The following is a 21,260-nucleotide window of genomic DNA, read 5'->3' on the forward strand; positions in this document are numbered from 1 at the left end:
CGCCGTAGGACTCTCGTGCCTCGACAGCAGGACAAGCGGATCGTTTGCGACTCGAGCGCTACTCCGAGCAGTCTTCCCTCGGACTAGGTGGCGCGACACCTTCAAGGTAAGCATCCAGGCACTGCTGGAGGATCATGAGCGAAAGCGGCATGACCTCATCGGCGTCAACGTCGCCGACGTCCGACTCGTCAGGACGATAGAAGCCGCCTGTGCTGAGCTCGATGTTGATCCAGAAACGGTGCAGATCTTTTAAAGTAGCCAGCGCGTCGACCAAGAGCTCAACATCCGGGTCCTCGTCGGGGTCGATGACGTACTTGACCAATTCGTGAACGAGGTCATCACGATGAGTACGGATCAACTCAAGTCGATCCGCCTGAATCTGTGCGATTGCGTCGTTTCTGACCAGCCACATCAAGGATGCACGAAACCTGTTCGGCGTTAAGGATAGAACGTGGTGGCGGTACTGTGCCTCTCCCTCGGCGGTCATCGAATTGCCGTCCAAGCTCCAGTCCAGACAAAAGAATTCGCGAACCTTAACGAGCACCGCGTGTTTGATCATCTCGTGCGTGATCTGGTAGAGGCCGGCGAAAGCCAGCGTTCCTCGAATGACGTTCGGCGTCAGTTTCGCGCGAAGTCGTCGTTCGTATCCAACCGGGTCGTCCTTGTATCCCATCTGTACAAGTCTGACGGAGTTGCACCGACCACCTCCAGTGAATTCCGTTGGCGGCACACCGCCATCTCATCGACTGTGCCATCACGCCGACACGTACGGGTAGCGGCGGCAGTCGCAAATGGGATCTGTTCGCGACTGCGACTACCGATCGACAACAACAACTGTGACCGTCATTCCGGGCTGCGACACATCGATTCTCAGATCACTCTCAAGCCCTCGCGGATTATCGACCCACCCGTCCAAGTCAAACACAATGCAGATCAGGTGGCCGATGTTCCCGATGCCCTTGTAACGGTCGCGGTCGACGATCAATTGCTCGCCAACTTGTTTGTGCGTCAGCGATTTGGAAGCGTGCTTCAGTTCGATCCCGATGGCGTACGCGGGGAGAAGATAGTCAATGCGGCTGTTCGAGCCCGCATACGAAGGTACGTATTCCTCGTCCCGGATGTCGTCGAAGAAAAGTTTCAGAAGCGCCTTGAAAAGGTACTGATCGTCCCACTCGTCAGAGAAGTCAATCGTCTGCTTGCCCCGGGGGTGTTTACGCAGGCTTCGCTGAACGAGGACGAATTTTTCTGCGATGCTCTCAATAACCTTCACAGCTTCCAGCCGCGCACCCGCGAAGCCGACAACGCCGGGAGAGGAAGCCGTCTTCACCGTTCCGTTGATCAGCTTCAGAAAAAGCTCGCCGATGATCTTCGCTTTGCTCGCACATGACCTCGATGCGGCCGACCAGTCTCCCACGGTGAATCGGTCGGCCTCGTCCTTACCCTTGAGGGCGGATCGAGTGTCGAGCTGGTTCAACATTGCCATATTGAGAAGTCGACCATGCGGCGCGTATTTGTCGCCGAAATGCTCGACGAACAGATTGTCGATGTCGATTCGCCGCGTGGGAATCGAGGTGACTTCTGGCTGGTCCGTTAGATAGCGAAGTCGAGCCGTTAGGGGGGCATCGAACCCGTACTCTGGCCGATTCATGTTCCAATGAATAGCCAGCGCCTCTTGGTAGGACCCCAGCCGTACGAAGAACCGGCGTAAGAGGTCGAGTTCGAGGTCGGCCGTAGCCACACCCTTCGGCGCATCGGTACGGCTGAACGCGGAGACCTCACCGCTGCCAAGGTCGTAGATCGCGATGCTCGCAACGCCTGGCGGGTAGTCCTTCGGAGTAATGATTGATTCGCATGCGTAGTGGACTGCAACGATGGTTTCGTTCGTTTCGACAGCCCGTGCAAGCTGCTCCAGGGAATGTTGCGGTCTAGTCAATCCCATCTCCGACGTCGGTGCTCGACTCAAATTGCAGGATTTGCTCGCTAGCGATGTCGAACGCTGTCAACGGTCGCCCCCGCAGAGTGCCGCACCCGGTGTCCAGGCATACGAGATGCTGCGAAACATAAGGCTTACTAGTCGGTTGAACGAAGTGGCCGAAGAATGTGCGCCGTCGCGGCCACGGACCGCCGTGGAGGAAGATCTTTGGATTGCCGCGCCCAGCCACCGCGGCATCTGTGCGAAGCGATACATCAAGTGGGTCGAACCCGGTGTGGGAGAAGAGGTAGTCATGGGTTTCGAAGAACGACGGCAGCGATTCAAGCAGCTTTCGGTGACGAGGGTCGAATCGCTCACGGAAGGCCCGTGTCGGATCATCCGTGATGTCTTCCATCAGATAAGACTTGATGGTGGCAAGGCCTCCATGGGCTGCGAATTCCTCTAGAGATCCACCATCGAGAAACTTCAGAAGTTCATGCTCGTGGTTTCCACGAAGGAATACGAACCGCCCGTCCATATATTCGGGCGCATTAGCCAGAGCTTCGAGCACCAGTCGGCTGTGCGGCCCACGATTCACATAATCGCCGAGGAGTACCATTGGTTGCCTTCGTGCACGAACTAGCGCGAGCAATGCCTCCAATGGCGCGACCTCGCCGTGGACATCGCCCGCGACGATCGCAGTTGCAAAACGGTCCATACGGCTAGGACGGCGGGAGCGTCAAGAGGGAGTAGTCAATCTGGGCATTGCCGGCGATTGCATGCTCCAGCTGTTTGGACACAAGCGGATAGCGGCCGATGGACCATACCGTGATCGCTTGAAGCGTGTTCGGTATGCCTGTCGGCAACGGCACGTCCAGCAATTGCACCCCACTACCAAGAAGAGTGGCGAGATTTTCAACAATTGAACTCCGAAGCTGGGCCGCGACATCCGGGATACCAGCTACTTGCGCCGCAGCCTCCACGTCGAAGACTGGCTTGCCAAGTTCCGCCGTCTGAACGTATAACGCGGAACGAACAGTGAATCGCGCCAAGTTATCCAGCAGCGGGCGATATTGTGCCGCATCAGGTTTCGACATCGCTTCGAGGAGTACACGCAACTCCGTCTTCAATCGGAGATAAGTCGCCGGTTCACGATAGGCGCCCAACGCGGCAGAGACCAGATCATACGGGTCCGACAGGATGATGCCTTCGTCAATAAGGTGGCGGACGAAAAGACTGCCGCGCTCGGCCAACGCCGTGAGATGGGCGGTCGTGTAGACCGTCACGTTCATCGAGCCAACAGCATACGAACGCGGGTTGTCCTCAACAAGCTGAAGGACATCGATGTCGCTGTCGTCTCGAGATGTGCCTCGCGCCTGGCTTCCGTACAAGACCAGGCCACAGTTGTCGTCGCCGAGTTCGGCCAGCAGTTGCCTGACCAGGCCTGTCGCATGTGCTGCGGTCACGCGAGGCTCCCTTTGTTCGCTTCAATCCAAATGTAGACGACACCTCCGACAGTGCAGCGCTGCAACGCTCGTTACCTGCGACTCAACACAGCGGGTCCAGTCGCAGGGCCGCTGTCGGATTGGATGGCTCCCTGCAACTTGCAGGGCTACCTTGCTTTGAATCCGTGAGCGGTCGGGGAGGCACAACGTAGACGGCCGCTGGCTCAGTCTGGCTACGGCTGTGCTCGTGGACAATCGTCCCGAGCCTCTGGCAGCCGAGTTTTTCATGCAGTCGGATTGCGTCACGGTCCTTGAGCATCACGTCGACGGCAACCGCCAGATGATGTTCGTCGGCGAACCGGCGCGCAGCTTCCATAAGCAGAGAGCCGGCGCCGACGTCGCGGTGGTCGGGGTCGACGAAAAGCCTTGCGAGTATTGCCAACTGGCTGATGTCTCCGCCGGTGGCACGCTGCCAGAGTACGGCCGTATCGTCGGTGTCACGGGCGAGCGCCAACGCTACATGGCCGAGGCAACCAGTGCGGACACCGCCGTCCACGCAGCTAGTTCGGCCGACGGTGCACTCCAGGATAGCTTGGGACGAACCGGCCGTTGCCTCCCCCAGAGGAAAAATGCTGCGATCGAACAACTGGCGTCGCCATACGCACTGGAAGAACCCACTCAAGAAAACCAACTTGGCACCGCCGACGATCCATGAGTTGCGCCATACCTATGGCAGCCTAGCCAGAAAGTCCGGCGCCGACCTGCGCTACGTGCAGAAGACAATGGGCCACTCCACACCAACCGTCCACTCCACACCGACCGTTACGGCCCACATCTACAGCGATCTCTACTCGGATGAACTGGACTAGGTGGCGACCAAGCTCGACCAGCTTCACGCCACGGAAACCCGAACAACCGAGACCGGACAAGAACCGGACAAAGAGAGAAAACTGGCAACCGAGTGCAAGAACCGTGTCTATGCAGGTAGAGAATGGTGGCCAGGGGCGGGATCGAACCGCCGACCTTCCGCTTTTCAGGTGGGCGGAACGGCCGCTGGCCTGCGGCTTAACGACACCCATACGTCAAATACGGCGCGCTGAGCGCGTCTGACGCAGGGTGCTCGTCCGACGATCGGACACAAACCGGACACGGTGACAGCACTCCCGTCAGGGAACCCATCATCGCCCGTCACCCAGGGACGCGCGCCGCGGGCTCCCGGGGAGCAGGCACCCGATGCCCAGCATCACGAGGTCGAGCGCGCATTCAACGAGCGCGATTGCGCAGCGACCCACTCTTCGCCCGGGCACGACCCGAACGGCCAGCCGGAACACGGACGGAGTCGCGGACGCCGGTAGACCGCGAGGGCCCGAGGCCGGCACGGCCGGAGGGCGCGAGAGCGGTAGCGGTCGGTCGGACGGTGGGAGCGACGTAGACGGTGTTCCGGCTGGGACCAACGGGCTTGTTATATGTGCCAAAAGTGTCCGCGACAGCATCGAGGGCGGCGCCGATGCGGAACTGTCGGCCGCAGATGCGCTGGGGCTGCGGTTCCCGAGCTCCGACTTGGTGGCCTCGGCGGCAGCGCTGTTTGAGCCGGCACAGCCATGGGCAGACGGGCAAGACCGTCTCGGGGTGGAACCGGAGTCCGGCCGGTTCCGGATCACGGTGGGCCCTGGCGTGGTGCGCCTCGGTTGGACCAGTCCTGCTCGTGCGGAGAAGGCATCGGAGCGGGCAGTTAAACGCCACCGGGTGGATGTAGCGGCCGAGGAGGACCGGATCAAGACGGGCCGTGACCGGTCCAACCCATCTGACCGCACGATCACCGAATGGTCTCGCAAGTCGAGGGCCGCGATGTGCCGCACCTTCGCCGAGCTCGACTACACACCGCTGGTGGAATGCGGCCGTGTGCCAGCGATGGTGACCCTGACCTACCCAGGCGACTGGGAAGCCGTCGCGCCTCACGGGGCCAGCGTGAAACGACATATGGCTCTGTGGCGCAAACGATTTCAACGCGAGTGGGGTGAACCGGCCCGCTACATCTGGAAGTTGGAATTTCAACGCCGTGGCGCACCGCACATTCACCTATGGATGGCTCCCCCGCATACGGTCGGCCGATCAGGGCGCAAATTCCGAGACTGGTTGTCACAGGAATGGGCGGAAGTCGTCGGCCATCCAGATCCGGAGCAACGCGCGCGCCACTTGGCCGCTGGCACGGGGATCGACATCCTCAACGGATTACGTGCCTGCGATCCCAAGCGCTTGGCGGTTTACTTCACCAAGCACTCGTCGCCGAATAAATTGGGCGATAAGGAATATCAGCACATTGTCCCCGAAGCCTGGCGGCGGCCGGGCTACGGGCCGGGTCGCTTTTGGGGGGTCCACGGGTTGCGACGAGCGACCGCGATTGTGGAGATCAATAAGGATGCGTACCTGACCGCAAGAAGGATCATCCGTCGCTGGTCTCGTTCACAAACCAGCTACGGTAATTCCACGCAACGCTTCCCCACCGCGGTCGTTCCGCGAATGGCGCGCTTCGTAGTTCGACGAGTGGACAGTCAGACTGGCAAAGTACGCCATCGGAGGGTCCGCCGGCGACGGCTTCTTTGTAACCAAGGCGGAATTGCTGGCGGCTACGTGCTTGTGAATGACGGACCGGCGTTCGCATCCCAGCTTGCGAAGGCGTTATCGGTAGAGAAAGGCTCATCCGGACCCAACCGCGACCTGCCGCTTCATGTCGTGCCTGAGGGCCCTGGCTCGTGGTCGTCGGCTTTGAGCTGAGCATGAACGAGTCTATTGCGCGCAATGCCCATGCCCTTCAGCGCTTCGAGCAGCGCAGCAATGATGTCCGAGACGACGAGTTTGTCTTCGCCGTCTGACAGCCCGTAGTCATAGAGTTGCCAACGGTATTTATGATCTTCCAAGCGTGGCCATAGGTCGGCTACAACTGGCACGAATTCATCTACTAACTCAGCCAATTCTGCGCGGAGAACTATGAAGTCGCCGGGTTTGCCGGCGTTACCCGGGATATCGGATGATTCGTTCACTCGGTGGACCTCTGCGTCGGTCGGCGATGGTGCCGACACATTTTGTGCGCAGACTATAGGACGGGGGCAGCACCGCTGCACGATGGCGCGAACTCCTTACCTGCTAGTCCTTCTCACCCGGGCGATGACGACCCAACACGCATTTCCACAAGCCGCAGGGCCGTCGAGGCGAGGTATTCACATACGAGACGACGGTGACACGTCTGCGGGGGCAGTTAGCGTGGCCGTAAGCCGATAAACGCGACGTCGTGGATTGTTCGCGCGATTAGCTCTTCGTTGAGCGCATCGTCGGTGATGAGGTAGGTCAGTGCGCTGATCGTGACCGCACCGAATAGGGCGATGGCGGCAGCTCTGGGTTTGTCGAGTGCCACGAGTGAGCCGTCGGCGGCACCCGCCCGAAGCAAGGTCTCGACGGGTTCGAAGTAGGCAGTGGTGATCATGTCCGCGATGGCGGGCATGCGGGCGGCGCGGCCCAGTTCCCCGATGAGGGCGCGACAGACCGCGGGCCGCTGGGCCATCACGCGCAGTTGAGCATTGATGACGGTGTGCAGGCGTTGGGCGGCGGTGCCGTCTGCCTCGACGATCGCGGTGACCTCGTCCGCGACGTGTTGTAGGACGTCTTCGAGCAGGAAGGCGAGTATTTCTTCTTTACCGGCGAAGTAGTAGTAGAGCGTGGCCTTGGCGATGCCCGTGGTCGCGGCCACGTCTTCGATCTTTGTGTCGTTGAGTCCGCGCTCGGCAAAGAGTTCGGCCGCAGCCGGCAACCGTTCGGAAATCTGAGCGGGAATCTTACGCATAAAGTCCTCCCCTCGGTTTAAACTCTCAGTCTAAACCGGTGTTCTGCAATGTGGCAGGAGACGCTCATGTCGACCGTACAACTTCGCTACGACCCCTTTGACCCGGAAATTCAGGATGACCCCTACCCCGTCTACCGGCAGCTACGCGACGACGCACCCGTCTACCACGCCACCGATACCAACACGTGGGTACTGAGTCGCCACGCAGATGTCATCAGCGCGCTGCTGGACCATCACAGCTACTCGTCGGTCGACGGAGTATTTCCGACTCCGCCGGGCTCGACTTTTCGCGAATCGCTGCTGCCGATGATGATTTTGATGGATCCCCCGCGACACGATCAGCTGCGGGCATTGGTGAGCAAAGCCTTCACACCACGCCGAATCGCGGCGCTGACGTCCGCGATCGAGGACCTCGCTGATCACTTGACGGGCGGCCTAATACAGGAAGCAGGTTCGGCCGATTTCGTCGCCGACTTCGCAGCTGTACTACCAGCGATGGTGATCGCTGATTTGCTCGGTGTGCCGCGCGAGGACCGCACACAATTTCGGCAATGGTCGAACGCGCTGGTGCAATCCAATCCCACCCACGGCGAGACCGGCGAGGCTTTGGCAGCCGCGGCCGCGATCTATGGGTACTTCACCGATTTCCTCGCCGACCGCCGCCGCCAACCGCGCGACGACTTGATGTCAGCGTTGGTGTGTGCCGAGATCGACGGAAAGCACCTCAGTGACGACGAACTGCTTGGCTTTTGCCTGCTGCTGCTGATCGCGGGTCATGAGACGACGTCGAATCTGCTGGCCAACGCCGCGGTGGTACTGGCCGACTATCGCGACACCCGCCGCCAGCTGGCTGGCGATGAGAGCTTGCTCGGGGCAGCCGTTGAGGAGTTGCTGCGGTATGACTCACCGGCGCAAGGACTTTCGCGAACGTTGACCCGCGACGTCACAGTGCATGGCGTCAGGATGTCCGCCGGTGAATCGGTGCTGTTGTTGTTCGGCTCGGCTAATCGTGACGAACGCGTGTTCGCCGATCCCGACGTATTTGATATCGGGCGCAAACCCGAACACCAAGTGGCATTCGGCAGGGGCATTCACTTCTGCCTCGGCGCGTCGTTAGCGCGGATGGAGGCCCGGATTGCGTTGCGTGCCCTGCTGGCCCGGGTGCCCAACTGGGAGGTCGACCTAGAGCGCGCGCAACGCCTGCGGTCGGGCCCCATCCGAGGTTATCTGTCGTTGCCGATCTCGTGGTCGGCGAATTAGCCGCGCTGCAGGCTAGTCGGAGCCGCTGCGGCGCGAAACTGGTTTACGGCTGACGGCCCGCTGTGCGGGTTTATCTGCCTGGCGGCGGTGCGCGACGAGGAAGTCATCGACGATGCGCTCGCAGTCTTGACGATCGATGGCACGCAGCCCGGTGAGGCGGGCGAACGCCACAGGCCCGATGAGTTGACACAGGATCAGCTCCATGTCGAAGTCATCCAGGTCGGCGCGAGCTTCGGGGCTTTGCAACAGGGCAACGAACGGTTGTCGATATTGGTCGATGATCCGCGCGCGCAGCGCGTGTCGGTCCTGGGTTTCCTGGGTGCCGTCGGGTGTTGGGCCAAGCGCGACCCAAGCCAGGGTGGTGACATGCAGCGGGGCTTCCTGGAACAGCGTGGCCTGTCGGCTCAACAGTTCGATGAGTTGGTCGCGCATAGATCCCGTCGCCGGTGGCGGGTGGACTTGCGGCAGGAGCCGCTCAAATGTGGCGGCCAGCAGTTGGGTGGAGCTGCTGAAGTGGCGGTACAGGGTCGTCCGCGCGACTTTGGAGGCCTTGGTGACGGCATCGATGGTGACGGCTTCGATGCCGCCGGCGCTCAGGAGTTTGGTGGCCGCATCCAAGAGCCGGGTTCGTGAGCGCAGCCGGCGCGGGTCAACGTCGTCATCGTCGTCGACCGGGAATTCCAGGGTGTCACGCTCCACGTAGTCACCGTAAACCTCACGCGTACCCAGCCCGCACCGAATCGCCCCTGCATCGGTCGATTGATCTGGACTCTAGGCAACTAATGCTACCTATAGTAGCGTAGCGCTACTACTAGTACCCTTTCTTGTAGGGGTCTGTGCGGGGAAGGAGGGAGCATGATCGGGCAGTGGGTCGGACAATCCCGGGTTGAGCAGCCCCAGGGCGTGGCTACCACAGGCCGATTCGTGTGGCGGACGAACGAACTCTGCCGGCGGGCGCGAGGGGGAATCGTGCACTCGGGCGGGGCTGGTCGGCGATGAATGTCGCGCTTGCGCTAACCAAGACGCATGTGTGGGCGCTCGGGGTTCGCGATTTCAGGCTGGCCCGCCGCGCTATCACCCGGCGCCTACACCCACGGCCGCCGGTCGACGACCAAGGCCGCGTTCGTCCCCGTCACTACCCCCCTCGCTCGTGCTCTTACTTGGACGACGAGTTGATGAACCGGGAAATGTATGACCACGTGCGCGAGGAGCCAATCAGGTTGATATCCCGGCTGGGATTTCGCCTGCGCCGTTGATGAAACTATCACAGTGCGGAGTGCATCGTTATTGCCAAATCAACTGTGCGCAAAGGGATCACGTATCGCTATACCGGACATGCTGGACAGTCGACGGCGCGTTGGCCACCGCCCGAAGCTGCTGGTTGCGCGGCGGCGATCGGAGTGATTCGGTCACCGGTGGCAGTTTTGCCGGGCAGGCGGAAGGGTACTAGTAGTACTGTTGCGATACCGTTGGTTTCTTTTGAGGTAGCGGGGCGGGGGATGGCGGATTACGGGTGGGTTTCTTCGGGTGTGGCGACCTTGAGTCGCCCCGTTCGGGAGCGACTGCAAAAAGTGGCGGCCGGTGAGGGCGCATACAGCGATCGGCTGGCCCGCCTGGCGGGTTTCAGCATCCGGCATAAGGTGCTGATCATCGGCATGTGGGTGGTGACCGCCGCCGCCCTGGCGGTGCTGTTCCCGCAGCTGGAAACCGTTGTTAGACAGCAGTCGGTGAATCTCATACCGCGCGATGCGCCATCGCTGCAGACGGTAGACCGCATGGGCGCGGCCTTCGGCGAGCAGGGATCCAAGACAACGATATTTGTCGCGATGGAGGATCCGGCGGGCCTGACTGCGCCGGTGCGCCAGCGCTACAACACCATGATTTCGCGATTGCGTGCCGACTCGGAGCACGTACGCCTGGTTCAAGACTTGTTGGCCGACCCCGTCACCGCAAGCCAGGCAGTCAGCCAAGACGGCAAAGCCTGGTATGTACCGGTGGGAGTGGCCGGAACGTTGGGCGATGTCAAAGCTGCCGAATCGGTCCAGGCGGTCCGCACGATCGCCGCCCAAGCATTCAGCGGCTCACCCACCAATGTTCGCGTCACCGGGCCCCCAGCCACCTTCCACGATCAAATCGCCTCGGCCGAAGAGGATTTGGTTGTCATCTCGATCGCGACGGCAGGCCTGATCGCAATGATCTTGCTGGTCGTGTATCGGTCGGTGTTTACCGCCTTGCTGCCACTGCTGGTCATCGGTGTAAGCCTGGCAGTGGGGCGCGGAGTGCTATCGGCGTTGGGCGAATCGGGCATGCCGGTATCGCAGTTCACCATCGCCTTCATGACGGTGATCCTGCTGGGTGCCGGCACCGATTATTCGGTGTTTTTGATCAGCCGATATCACGAGCAGCGACGCCAAAACGTTCCGCCGGATCTGTCGGTGATCAACGCGACCGCCACCATCGGGCGCGTGATTTTGGCTTCGGCCGCCACCGTGGCGTTTGCGTTTCTGGCCATGGTGTTCGCGAAGTTGAGCGTGTTCGCCGCGTTGGGTCCGGCGTGCGCTATCGCCGTCTTTGTCGGATTCGCGGCCACGGTGACGTTATTTCCCCCGGTGTTGGCGCTGGCGGCCAAACGCGGCATCGGTGAACCCAAGGCAGATCGCACTCGCCGCTACTGGAACTGGATCGCCGTGGCGGTGGTCCGTCGACCCGTGCCGCTATTGGTCGCCAGTCTGGCGCTGGTGCTAGGCCTGGCAGCCGTCGCGCTGACTATGCACATCAGCTACGACGATCGCCGAGGACAGCCGGCGACCACGGCCAGCAATGAGGGATATCGACTGCTGGACAGGCACTTTCGCAAGGACGCCATCGTCACCGAATTCATGGTCGTCGAATCGCCCACCGATATGCGCACCAGCAAGGCCCTGGCCGACCTGGATGAAATGGCCTCTCGGGTCTCGCAACTGCCCGGCGTCACCAAGGTCTCCGGTGTCACCCGGCCGACGGGCGCGCGTCTGGACCAGGCTCAACTGTCGTGGCAAAACGGCGAGATTGGCGACAAGATGGCCGGCGCGGTCGCCAAGGGCGACGCACACAAGGATGACCTGGCCAAACTCACCCACGGCGCCGACCAACTCGCCGGCGGTCTCGCGCAACTGGACACCACCTTGCGCACCGCGTTGACCCCGTTGACCGGACTCCTCACCCAAGCCCAATCCAGTGGATCCCAAGTCCAGCGGTTCCGTCCGCTGCTACAGCAGCTTTCGGCTACCGCCCCGGCCGTCGACCAAGCCATCCGAACCGGTCCGGGACTGCGCCAGCAAGCCGACCAGGCCCAAAACGCGATCGCCGCCATCGACCCGCTCGTCGGTGCGCTCAACACCTCCCCGTGGTGTGCGACCACACCGGAATGCACCCAACTCCGCGACCAGGTCCAGATCCTGGTGACCCTGCGCCATACCGGCTTCTTCAACCAGCTCGCCAACCTCGGCGACCTGTACCAGCCCGGCAGCGACACCGCGGCCGGCACCGTGGCCGACGTCCAAAACACAATCACGTCGCTGGACAAGACTTTCGGAGCGCTCGGCGACCCCGCCGACCTGGCCGGCAACATCCGCCGCCTCCAAAGCGGCATCAGCCAACTCGCCTCCGGCGCACAGGCGCTCGCCACCGGCGTGCATACACTCGCCGACAGCAACATCGAAATGCTGTCAGGCATGAGCCAAATCGCCACCCAACTGCAGAATTCCGCACGAACCACCGCCGGCTCCGACAACGCCAGCGGCTTCTACCTGCCCACCAATGCCTTCGAGAACCGCCAATTCGCCGACGTTGCAAAGCATTTCCTGTCACCCGACGGAAAAACCGCACGTTTCGCCATCGAATCCAGTTACGACCCCTACAGCAGCGACGCGATGAACCTCGCCCACAAAATCACCGAGGTCGCCGATGCCGCACGACCCAACACCTCGCTGGCCAACGCCACGGTGTCGATGGCCGGATTCCCCGCCGTCAACTCCGACATCCAACGCCTGCTTTCCGCCGACTTTCATCAGCTGGCCTTTGCGACCCTCGTCATCGTCGGCCTCATCTTGGTCGTATTGCTGCGCGCCCTGGTCGCCCCGCTCTACCTGTTGGGTACCGTCGTGCTCAACTACGGCGCCGCGCTCGGACTGGGAACCCTCGTCTTTCAATATGGCCTTGGCAAGGAAATCGCCTGGCCCGTACCGCTTCTGGCGTTCATCATCCTGGTCGCCGTCGGCGCCGACTACAACATGCTGCTCATCTCGCGACTACGCGAAGAATCTGCCCACAACATTCGCGTCGGCGTCCTGCGAACCGTCGCAAACACCGGCTCAGTCATCACTTCGGCCGGGCTCATCTTCGCCGCCAGCATGTTCGGCCTGATCGCCGGCTCCATCGCGATCATGATCCAAGCCGGATTCATCATCGGCTGCGGCCTACTACTGGATACCTTCGTCGTTCGCACCCTCACCGTTCCCGCGATCGCCACCCTGCTGCGCGAAGCGAGCTGGTGGCCGCAACGGAAACCCCTGACTCACAACGGCTGACCACATCGGACCACATGACGATTAGCCAGGGGCGCATCCGCACCAGCGACGGGATCACCCTCGTGGCCGATTGCTACCGCCACGCCGCGACTCGCCCCGTCGTGTTGCTGCTCCACGGCGGCGGTCAGAACCGTCACGCATGGGCCACCACCGCTCGCCGACTCCATTCCCACGGCTACACCGTCGTCGCCTACGACACACGAGGTCACGGCGACAGCGACTGGGACCCCAGCGGACAATACGACGTCGAACGGTTCGTATCCGATCTGATCTCGGTACGAGACCACGTCAGCCCCGACAGTCCCCCCGCCGTCGTCGGCGCGTCGCTGGGCGGGCTGATCATCCTCGCTACCCACCTGCTGGCCCCACCCGACCTCTGGGCAGCCGTTGTCCTGGTCGACATCACCCCACGAATGGAATTTGATGGGGCCCATCGCATCGTGTCATTCATGGCCGCACACCCCGACGGATTCGGCACGCTCGATGACGCCGCCGATGTCATCGCCGAATACAACCCACGCCGCGCGCGACCCGAAAATCTCGACGGCCTGCACAAGGTTCTGCGCCAACGGAGCGACGGGCGATGGATCTGGCGCTGGGACCCCGCCTTCATCAGCTCCAACTTCGATGTCCTGCAAGGCAATCTCATGACCGGCAGCGAGGAGTTCGACGCCATCAGTGGATTTCTCGCCGACGCAGCACGTCGAATCACGGCCCCAACGCTGCTAGTACGCGGCGCACTGTCAGACGTCGTCTCCCAGGACACCGTCAACGAATTCCTCCAGCTCGTCCCACACGCCGAAACGACGGACGTCACCGGGACCGGTCACATGGTTGCCGGCGACAACAACGACGCGTTCACCGCCGCGGTCACCGACTTCCTCGACCGCACAATGGGGATGACATGAAGATCCAATCAATGGACACGGCCCGCCCTGCTATTGATCTCGTTGAATTCGACGAATCCGGCTGCCATTACGACTAAGCGCTCCAGATTGTTCCCTACGCCCCGCATGTAGTGATTTACGTAGTATCTAAGTCGTCGTCTTCGGCAGAAAGGTCGTGCCGAACCGCTCGGACTCGGCCCCGAGGCAGACACGCCATGTAGCCATGGCCTTTGCCATAGAGTTCCCACGCGGTCGCTGCTGCATCTGGGAGGACATCGATGCGGTGTCCGCGGGAGAACCCGAGATGGAGCGACCCGTCATCGTCGAACCAGGCCCGCGTGCATACCGCTCCGGCAAGGTCCAACAACGTCCGCTCTTCCGGCGAAAGGTGGGCGGGGTCGATCAACACCTCTTCCTCGGGCCAGGCTCCTACTGCAGGAAGCGTCAGCCGCATCGGACGGGAGATTACGAGCTCGCTGTAATCGTCGAGGTCGAGTACCAGGCCACCTTGCAGTGAGACTCGCTGAACAGTGCACTGCTCGATCCATTGTGCAGGCATAGCCGCTCCCTTCGACACGTCAGCGGAGCCACACTTATAAGACTTCTAGTATCGCAGCGATACTGTCGGTATTGCTAGAGATCGTTGGCGCCCGCCCACATCAAGAACAAGTCGCATAGCTCCGTCGATGCACTCGCGTGTCTGCTCCGCTGTTGCCCGGCCGCCGACGAAGGCCATCAAGTTGGCCAGCCAGATATCAGCGATGAGCCCTGCGATCTGTCGCTCGTGGATTCCTTCCGTACCGCCACTCAGTGCCCGCGCCAGCATGCTTTCGATCAGATCGGCGGCATGTTGGGCCGCCAGAGCTTCATCGGTGCCAGCAGTAACGAATGCGCGAACCACGGCCTCGGTGAGCTTCACATTTTGCTGCCATTCGTCGTGAAGCCGCCGAGTCAAGGATTCCACTCGCCGAATCGGGGACGCCGCACACGTGCTCCAGTCGCGTTCTTCATCCAGGCGCACGAACTCGCGGGCGAGCAGCGTCACCAGCAGGTGGGTCTTCGACGTGAAATGGTCATACACCGACCCGACCGTGACGCCGGCTTGCTTGGCGACCGATTTGAAGTGGACCGCCTTGAAGCCGCCCAACGTTGCGACCGCCCGGGTGGCGTCGAGGACTGCTGCGCTGCTCGCGGTGTGTGCCCCTGGACGAGACATCGCGGCCTCTACCTCAGCCAACAAGACACAGACCTCTACTGGGGGATGGACCTAGCAACCTGAGGCTTGCGGAGCGCCACTTCTCAGCGGAATGTCGACAACCCGGACAGCACCGAGAACGGCAGGCACGAGCGCACTGTTTGGCGACCGATATAGCCAGCGCCGAATTTGCGCCATGCCGAGCCGGTGTGAAACCTGAGCCCGATTGGCGGGCACCTGTGGCCGCGGCTACTCGCGAATATTCGTGAGGCGACCGCCATTCCCGTGCAATCCGCGTCGCCTGCCTCGGTCCCCGACATCGCGACACCAGCAAAACAACCCCTAGTACTGTTGGTTTCGCTACGCTACTGTTCGTACCATAGCGCAGAAGGAAGCCTGGAATGTCGGATTGACGAAGGCGATGTCATGCCCTCCGCAAACACTGGCTCGTTAAGGGACCGACGCCGCGCCGAGTTGCTCTCGCAGATCCAGGGAACCGCACATCAACTTTTTGCCGAACGTGGATTTGCTGCGGTGACCACCGAGGACATCGCTGCCGCTTCCGGGATATCCATCAGCACGTACTTCCGCTACGCGCCTACGAAGGAAGATCTGCTGATCGCCCCCTTGCGGCAAACGGTCGCTGAAATCGTTGCCGCCTATGGCACTCAGCCATCGGACCAATCAGCAGCCGACGCGCTGATCGCGTTGTTCGCCGAAACCGCGTGGGACAAAACCAATCCGAAGCCGCACTACTGGCAACAAGCCATACTGACCGCCCCCCACCTACTGAGCAAATCGGCACTGATCAGCGATAACGATGGCCGCAAGTTCATCGAACTCGTCGCTGCACGGATGGGCGTCGATGCAGGGTTGGACATTCGTCCCTCGCTGCTTGTCCACACGGCCTTGGCCACCGCACAATTCATACTTCGACGCCGGCTGAGTGAAGACACTAAAACGAGACCACCGCTCCACGTTGAGTTGGAACGGGCCTTGAGGGTTACGTTGGCTGGATTCGACTGAGTGCAGACCGCTTTGGAAGTCCGGGCCGTACGGTTGGCCAACTGCCCGGCAATCTGGTCCGTCATAACCTTTAACCTGAAACGACATTTACTCCATCATGGGCGCGGGAGTGCGGATCTTCATCGAATGCATCTAGAACCCGCACTGCGAAGGCAGGGCTCATCTCACCCTCAACTTGTTCTTTCGTCATCCAACGGACTTCCCGAGCTTCGGCAGTCGGGTGCGTGTCGCCGGCGGCAGGACCGCACCGGTAAACCAGCGCGACAATGCCCTGAGTAAGGTTCTTGTAGACCCCGGTGAGACGTTGCACTGTGACCTTCAATCCAGTTTCTTCGAGCACTTCGCGTCGAACGCCGTCCTCGAAGGACTCGTGCAGTTCGAGTACTCCGCCGGGAGCCTCCCAGCGGCCGTTGTCCTCTCGCCGGATGACGAGAACCCGACCGTCATCCCGTACAACGACCCCGGCGACACTGACCGAGTGCTTTGGCGTAGTTCCCATCGTTGGTCTCCATTGTTCGACGCCGGCAGACGTGACACCGGTTGACTGGCTTCCTAGACTAGTCGTCTAGACATGTAATGGAAGGCTGCCGGGTGCTGCAACTTGGACAAATCGATCGCACCGATGACAAACCACCGTATCGGCAGATCGCGAGCATGTTGCGGGAGGCGATCAGTTCCAGTCGGTTCCCGCCTGGGGAACGACTGCCGTCCGAGGCGGAACTGATCGAGCATTTCGGTGTGGCCCGCATGACCGTAAGACAGGCCATGCAGGAGCTTCGTTCCGACGGACTCGTCATCTCGCAACACGGCCGCGGAGTGTTCGTCCGGCCGACGCCACCAATCCGCAGGCTGGCGTCGGATAGATTCGCACGACAGCATCGCGCCGAAGGAAAGGCGGCTTTTTCCGTCGAGGCAGAGAAATCTGGCTACTCGCCGCAAGTCGACAATATCGCCGTCAGCCGCGAGAAGCCGAATTCGTTTATAGCGGAACAACTTCGAATATCAGCCGACGATGACATCGTCGTGCGATCGAGGCGTTACCTGGCGAATGGACGACCCGTTGAGACGGCCGTCTCGTACATTCCGGCGGCATTTGCCGAAGGCACGAGGATCGAGCAGGTGGATACCGGACCCGGTGGTATCTACGCGCGCTTAGAAGAGCACGGTCATGTGCTTGCTCGCTTCACTGAAGAAGTCGCCGCTCGGATGCCCACTCCTGAAGAACGGCGGCAGCTGGAGCTCGACTCGGGAGTTCCGGTGCTGACGGTGCTGCGAACCGCTTACGACACCAATGACGTGGCGGTGGAGGTCTGCGACACCGTGAAGGTGGCCTCCGCCTACCTGCTCGAATACGAGTTCCCGGCCCGCTGAGCGCAAAGTCTCACACGAATCACGTGTCGGCCGTTGCACTCCTCTAGACGACTATGTAACCTCAACTTGTCTAGAGCAGTTCTACGAAAGGTCGACAAAATGTCTGTGCCGAAGTGGCTCACGTTGTCTCACCAGCAGGTCTTCCCACACAAAGCGTTCGTGGTGTCCGACGTGACGCCGGTGATCGATTACGAGCGGTCAACGAAAGACAACAAGGTTCAGGCGACTGATCGAGAATCAGGCCTGCCGTTGTGGCAGGTGGAAGTCCTCGACGGCGATCCGGCCGCGAGCAAACGGGCACGCACCCTGACCGTCAAGTTCGCAACGCCCAAGCAGCCTGTGTGCCCACCGAACACTACCGGAATGCCTTTCACACCAGTGATTTTCGAGGGGCTGTGCGTGTTGCCGTACGTAGACCGTTCGAGCGAATCCGGCCGCATTGCGTGGTCGTTTCGGGCCTCGGGCATGACCGCGGACACCGGCAAGGCGGAGTCCTCAGCGGCAGACCGGGCGTCAGCATGAGTCAGTACGACCCCGTAGTACCTAGCGATCCGTATTCGATTCCAGATCCCGACGCCGGGACGGACCTCTTTGACCTCACGCACCTGCTGACGGTCGGCGCCACGTGGCTCACCGCGGTGACCGGCGTGGTCACCCTTTCGCTCGTCGTTTGGAGACTGCGTTCGCCCGCCACATTCAGGCGCTATGTCGCAACCCCTGCGCGGCGGGCCCGATGGCTGCTATGGGCGTTGATTTCCTGGCCACGAGTTGCCAAGGCCTGCGGGCTGTCGACTTCCGAGCGCGTGGCAGGTACGGACTCGCAGGGCAAGACCACGACGAAGACGGTTTGGACCCACCCTCGCCTTCTCGGAGTGAGCATCTCCGATCACTGTCTGCACATGACCGTCCGCACACGAACGGGCCAGACAGTCGATGATCTCGAAACCGCGGTCCCCGCAATCCGCGACGCTGTCGGGGCACATTCCGCCCGTTCCACGGTGGTTGCACCCGGGACGGTTCGCATGGAATTGGTTATGCGACAACAGCTGTCGGCCATCGAAACTGCTAGACGGCCAACCTGCACCGAGGCAACTGCCGTTAAGATTGGCCGACGCGAGAACGGCTCGGCTTGGATTCTCCGCGTCGCTGGCCTCCACACCCTCACTGTTGGGTGCTCAGGGGCGGGCAAAGGCTCCATTTTCTGGGGCATCGCAGGCGGACTGGGCCCAGCCGTCAAGTCAGGAACCGTCCGGCTGTTCGCCGTCGACCTCAAGTACGGGATCGAAGTGTCAGTCGGCTCCGCCCTATTCAGCAAGATTGCGACAACCGAGGTCGAGGCCGCGAGCCTGCTTAACAAGTTGGAGGAGCTGCTGGATAGCCGCGGCCGCAGGATGGCCGGCCGAGCACGTTCGCACACACCGAGCGCCGCCGAACCGCTCGTCGTGCTGCTTATAGATGAATTGGCGGGGTTGACCGCCTACATGACGGACGCCGCCCTGAGGAAGCAAGTTGCGGGCTCGCTCTCACGCATTCTGACGAAGGGCAGGGCCGTCGGCATCGTGGTCGCCGCCTTCATGCAGGACCCTCGCAAGGAGATTCTGCCCATGCGCGGGTTGTTCACCCAGACCGTTGCGTTGCGGCTGCGTTCACGCGACGAAGTCGCGATGGTTCTGGGTGATGGCCTCGCTGATGCCGCACCCGCGCACCGCATCAACCAAAGTGAACCTGGGACCGGATACGTCATCGCCGAAGACGGATCAACGATGCGAGTACGTGCCGACTACTGGCCAGATTCGTTAATCCGTTCTGTTGCACAAGAATACGGTCTCACTTGCCAAAGACCCGCTGGTCCCGCAGATAGCTGAGGAAATCGCCATGGCAACTCTCGGCATCAACACCACCGCTCCCGCGATAGCGACTTTTCCACAGCTTCTGACAGCGGAGCAGGTGGCCGAGCTGCTTGGTGTATCCGCTGCGACCATGAGCCGATGGGGCGCGTTACGCGAACATGGCGAAGACGTGGGACCACCCTGCTACACGCTATCCGATCGCGTAAGACGTTGGGACGCAGCGGAAGTCCGCGCGTGGCTCAAGCAGGTGCGCCGCTAAGTGGCCGGATCAGTACCGCGCGGCATCCGAAAGCGGACGAATTCAGCCGGCCAGGCGCGCTACCAAGTGCGCTACCTGGTGCGCGATCCAAACTCCCCGTCAGGATGGGTCGAGACGTCATCGACGTTTGCCACCATGCGGGAAGCGCGCGCGTTCAAGGCCGATCGCGACGGCGAGGCGGCGATCGGCGCCCGACGATTCGACCCCAGACTTGGCCGCGCCAGCCTCTCCGCTATCTGGACGCAATACAGCGCATCGAAGCAGCCGGCCGTTTCCCCCAAGACGTGGAGCGGCTACGCGCAGCATTGGGAGCTACGTATCAGCCCGCGCTTCGGCCATGTCCCGGTTGACGAGATCAGCCGGAAGGACGTGCAGCAGTTCATCGGCGGCCTCACCGTGGGCCCGTGGGCCAAACTCGCCACGCTCCGGCTGCTGCGCTCGATTCTCGACATGGCTCGCGAGGACGGCCGAATTCACATCAACCCGGCCCAGGCTGTGTCATCCGGTCGGATTCCGGCGCGGGAACGTCACCGCTACCTCTCCGCCACGGAAGTCGCCGCCCTGGCAAACGCCTGCGGCGACCAAGGCGACATCGTCACAATCCTGGCCTTTACCGGTCTGCGCTGGTCCGAACTCGTCGGCCTGCGCGTCGGCGACATCGACCTCAAAGCACGCCGCCTCTACGTCCGCCAAGCCGCCCCGGAAGTAGAAGGGCGGATCATCGTCGGGCCGCCGAAAACTCGCGCAGCCGTCCGAACCGTCCCACTCCCCCGAATCGTCATCGACGCGCTGAAGCCACGAATCGAAAACCGCTCGACTAAAGAGCAAGCGATCACGTCACCAAATGGCGGCTTCCTGAGATCAAACAACTGGCGCAGACACACGCACTGGAACAAAGCCCTCAAGAAAACCGGCCTGGCGCCGCTGACGATCCACGACCTCCGCCACACGTACGCCAGCCTCGCCCGCAAATCCGGGGCCGACCTCCGCTACGTCCAGAAGACCATGGGGCACTCGACGCCGACCGTCACCGCCAACATCTACAGCGACCTCTACTCAGACGAACTCGACCACGTCGCTACGAATCTCGACCGGCTCAATGACGTCGCCAAAGACCAGGCGAACGGACAGGAACCGGACACACCGAAACATCCATAGAGTGCTGTCCCCGCGTCCGTGCAGCTCAAGATTGGTGGCCAGGGGCGGGATCGAACCGCCGACCTTCCGCTTTTCAGGCGGACGCTCGTACCGACTGAGCTACCTGGCCGGAAGGCAACATGTGCCTCGCCGTGCTGGCGACCCTGACGGGACTCGAACCCGCGACCTCCGCCGTGACAGGGCGGCGCGCTAACCAACTGCGCCACAGGGCCTTGCTGTTGTTGCGCTCCACGGATACCGCGCCGCGCGTACCCCCTACGGGATTCGAACCCGCGCTACCGCCTTGAAAGGGCGGCGTCCTAGGCCGCTAGACGAAGGGGGCCAGAACCGAATCTCTCCGGGGTACTCGCAACGTTGATCACCGTTGGGAGCCACGCCAGCTTAGGTCACCGCAGGCCTAATCCTCAAACGAGGTGCCCACAGCTAACCAGTATCCTAGGTCTCCGCGCCCCTATAGCTCAGTTGGTAGAGCTACGGACTTTTAATCCGCA

At 61.7% G+C, this 21,260-nt stretch carries 21 protein-coding genes, 3 tRNA genes and 1 pseudogene; 11 read left to right on the forward strand and 14 right to left on the reverse strand.

Annotation, left to right across the window (positions count from 1 at the left end; translation table 11 throughout):
• Window positions 1–58: 58 nt before the first annotated feature.
• From AC5Y5V_RS30270 to AC5Y5V_RS30290, 5 genes are all read right to left on the reverse strand, one after another.
• Window positions 59–673: a hypothetical protein gene (locus AC5Y5V_RS30270; protein ID WP_499942649.1), complete on the reverse strand. Its 615-nt coding sequence runs from the start codon at window positions 671–673 to the stop codon at window positions 59–61.
• Between the two features lie 141 nt (window positions 674–814).
• Window positions 815–1,933, reverse strand: a complete 1,119-nt coding sequence (locus tag AC5Y5V_RS30275; RefSeq protein WP_499942651.1) for a PD-(D/E)XK nuclease domain-containing protein — start codon at window positions 1,931–1,933, stop codon at window positions 815–817.
• On the reverse strand, window positions 1,926–2,630 hold the full coding sequence (locus AC5Y5V_RS30280; protein ID WP_499942653.1) for a metallophosphoesterase: 705 nt from the start codon (window positions 2,628–2,630) through the stop codon (window positions 1,926–1,928). Before AC5Y5V_RS30280 ends, AC5Y5V_RS30275 begins: the two co-directional genes overlap by 8 nt.
• 4 nt (window positions 2,631–2,634) lie before the next feature.
• Window positions 2,635–3,378: a nucleotidyltransferase domain-containing protein gene (locus AC5Y5V_RS30285; protein WP_499942654.1), complete on the reverse strand. Its 744-nt coding sequence runs from the start codon at window positions 3,376–3,378 to the stop codon at window positions 2,635–2,637.
• Window positions 3,379–3,460: 82 nt separating this feature from the next.
• Window positions 3,461–3,913 (reverse strand): GNAT family N-acetyltransferase, encoded by a 453-nt coding sequence (locus AC5Y5V_RS30290; protein ID WP_499942656.1) that lies wholly within the window; start codon window positions 3,911–3,913, stop codon window positions 3,461–3,463.
• Here AC5Y5V_RS30290 and AC5Y5V_RS30295 point away from each other — a divergent pair.
• A pseudogene (locus tag AC5Y5V_RS30295) lies at window positions 3,885–4,304 on the forward strand (tyrosine-type recombinase/integrase); the annotation flags it as partial. The gene AC5Y5V_RS30290 and the pseudogene AC5Y5V_RS30295 overlap by 29 nt on opposite strands.
• Before the next feature lie 286 nt (window positions 4,305–4,590).
• Window positions 4,591–6,132: a rolling circle replication-associated protein gene (locus AC5Y5V_RS30300; RefSeq protein ID WP_230587760.1), complete on the forward strand. Its 1,542-nt coding sequence runs from the start codon at window positions 4,591–4,593 to the stop codon at window positions 6,130–6,132.
• Here the strand turns inward: AC5Y5V_RS30300 and AC5Y5V_RS30305 are convergent.
• Window positions 6,084–6,398 (reverse strand): hypothetical protein, encoded by a 315-nt coding sequence (locus tag AC5Y5V_RS30305; protein WP_080677204.1) that lies wholly within the window; start codon window positions 6,396–6,398, stop codon window positions 6,084–6,086. The genes AC5Y5V_RS30300 and AC5Y5V_RS30305 overlap by 49 nt on opposite strands.
• A 215-nt stretch (window positions 6,399–6,613) precedes the next feature.
• Complete coding sequence (locus AC5Y5V_RS30310; protein WP_012396369.1) at window positions 6,614–7,195, reverse strand: TetR/AcrR family transcriptional regulator; 582 nt, start codon at window positions 7,193–7,195, stop codon at window positions 6,614–6,616.
• Between the two features lie 66 nt (window positions 7,196–7,261).
• On the opposite strand from AC5Y5V_RS30310, the gene AC5Y5V_RS30315 reads away from it, so the two are divergent.
• Window positions 7,262–8,455 carry a cytochrome P450 gene (locus AC5Y5V_RS30315; protein WP_031349045.1) on the forward strand — a complete coding sequence of 398 codons (1,194 nt, stop codon included), beginning with the start codon at window positions 7,262–7,264 and terminating at the stop codon, window positions 8,453–8,455.
• 12 nt (window positions 8,456–8,467) lie between these two features.
• Here the strand turns inward: AC5Y5V_RS30315 and AC5Y5V_RS30320 are convergent, their stop codons facing one another.
• Window positions 8,468–9,154, reverse strand: coding sequence for a TetR/AcrR family transcriptional regulator (locus tag AC5Y5V_RS30320; protein ID WP_012396371.1), 687 nt, complete (start codon window positions 9,152–9,154; stop codon window positions 8,468–8,470).
• 800 nt (window positions 9,155–9,954) lie between these two features.
• On the opposite strand from AC5Y5V_RS30320, the gene AC5Y5V_RS30325 reads away from it, so the two are divergent.
• Together AC5Y5V_RS30325 and AC5Y5V_RS30330 are read left to right on the forward strand one after the other, a co-directional pair.
• Window positions 9,955–13,023, forward strand: a complete 3,069-nt coding sequence (locus tag AC5Y5V_RS30325; protein ID WP_012396373.1) for an MMPL/RND family transporter — start codon at window positions 9,955–9,957, stop codon at window positions 13,021–13,023.
• 14 nt (window positions 13,024–13,037) lie between these two features.
• Window positions 13,038–13,931, forward strand: a complete 894-nt coding sequence (locus tag AC5Y5V_RS30330) for an alpha/beta fold hydrolase (protein WP_014941273.1) — start codon at window positions 13,038–13,040, stop codon at window positions 13,929–13,931.
• A gap of 115 nt (window positions 13,932–14,046) precedes the next feature.
• Here the strand turns inward: AC5Y5V_RS30330 and AC5Y5V_RS30335 are convergent, their stop codons facing one another.
• Window positions 14,047–14,469, reverse strand: a complete 423-nt coding sequence (locus AC5Y5V_RS30335) for a DUF6188 family protein (protein ID WP_012396375.1) — start codon at window positions 14,467–14,469, stop codon at window positions 14,047–14,049.
• 45 nt (window positions 14,470–14,514) lie between these two features.
• Window positions 14,515–15,150, reverse strand: a complete 636-nt coding sequence (locus tag AC5Y5V_RS30340; RefSeq protein WP_023866545.1) for a TetR/AcrR family transcriptional regulator — start codon at window positions 15,148–15,150, stop codon at window positions 14,515–14,517.
• A gap of 381 nt (window positions 15,151–15,531) precedes the next feature.
• Here AC5Y5V_RS30340 and AC5Y5V_RS30345 point away from each other — a divergent pair, with 381 nt between their 5' ends.
• On the forward strand, window positions 15,532–16,131 hold the full coding sequence (locus AC5Y5V_RS30345) for a TetR family transcriptional regulator (RefSeq protein WP_031349047.1): 600 nt from the start codon (window positions 15,532–15,534) through the stop codon (window positions 16,129–16,131).
• Window positions 16,132–16,201: 70 nt separating this feature from the next.
• On the opposite strand, the gene AC5Y5V_RS30350 is transcribed toward AC5Y5V_RS30345, so the two are convergent.
• The gene (locus tag AC5Y5V_RS30350; protein WP_012396378.1) at window positions 16,202–16,630 is read right to left on the reverse strand and encodes an NUDIX hydrolase; all 429 of its coding nucleotides are present in this window, start codon (window positions 16,628–16,630) and stop codon (window positions 16,202–16,204) included.
• A 77-nt stretch (window positions 16,631–16,707) separates the two neighbouring features.
• Here AC5Y5V_RS30350 and AC5Y5V_RS30355 point away from each other — a divergent pair, with 77 nt between their 5' ends.
• The 5 genes from AC5Y5V_RS30355 (at window position 16,708) to AC5Y5V_RS30375 (ending at window position 20,769) form a co-directional block, all read left to right on the forward strand.
• Window positions 16,708–17,502: a GntR family transcriptional regulator gene (locus AC5Y5V_RS30355; RefSeq protein ID WP_012396379.1), complete on the forward strand. Its 795-nt coding sequence runs from the start codon at window positions 16,708–16,710 to the stop codon at window positions 17,500–17,502.
• Window positions 17,503–17,601: 99 nt separating this feature from the next.
• Window positions 17,602–18,024: a hypothetical protein gene (locus AC5Y5V_RS30360; RefSeq protein WP_023866548.1), complete on the forward strand. Its 423-nt coding sequence runs from the start codon at window positions 17,602–17,604 to the stop codon at window positions 18,022–18,024.
• Window positions 18,021–19,367 carry a cell division protein FtsK gene (locus AC5Y5V_RS30365; RefSeq protein WP_023866549.1) on the forward strand — a complete coding sequence of 449 codons (1,347 nt, stop codon included), beginning with the start codon at window positions 18,021–18,023 and terminating at the stop codon, window positions 19,365–19,367. Before AC5Y5V_RS30360 ends, AC5Y5V_RS30365 begins: the two co-directional genes overlap by 4 nt.
• 10 nt (window positions 19,368–19,377) lie before the next feature.
• Complete coding sequence (locus AC5Y5V_RS30370) at window positions 19,378–19,611, forward strand: helix-turn-helix transcriptional regulator (RefSeq protein WP_080677205.1); 234 nt, start codon at window positions 19,378–19,380, stop codon at window positions 19,609–19,611.
• Window positions 19,612–20,769 carry a site-specific integrase gene (locus AC5Y5V_RS30375; protein ID WP_023866550.1) on the forward strand — a complete coding sequence of 386 codons (1,158 nt, stop codon included), beginning with the start codon at window positions 19,612–19,614 and terminating at the stop codon, window positions 20,767–20,769.
• A 32-nt stretch (window positions 20,770–20,801) separates the two neighbouring features.
• Here the strand turns inward: AC5Y5V_RS30375 and AC5Y5V_RS30380 are convergent.
• The 3 genes from AC5Y5V_RS30380 to AC5Y5V_RS30390 form a co-directional block, all read right to left on the reverse strand.
• Window positions 20,802–20,878: transfer RNA gene (locus tag AC5Y5V_RS30380), tRNA-Phe, on the reverse strand.
• 26 nt (window positions 20,879–20,904) lie between these two features.
• Window positions 20,905–20,981 (reverse strand) — tRNA-Asp (locus AC5Y5V_RS30385).
• Window positions 20,982–21,018: 37 nt separating this feature from the next.
• Window positions 21,019–21,091: transfer RNA gene (locus AC5Y5V_RS30390), tRNA-Glu, on the reverse strand.
• Window positions 21,092–21,260: the final 169 nt, after the last annotated feature.

The sequence above is a fragment of the Mycobacterium sp. NGS68 genome, assembly GCF_059812195.1.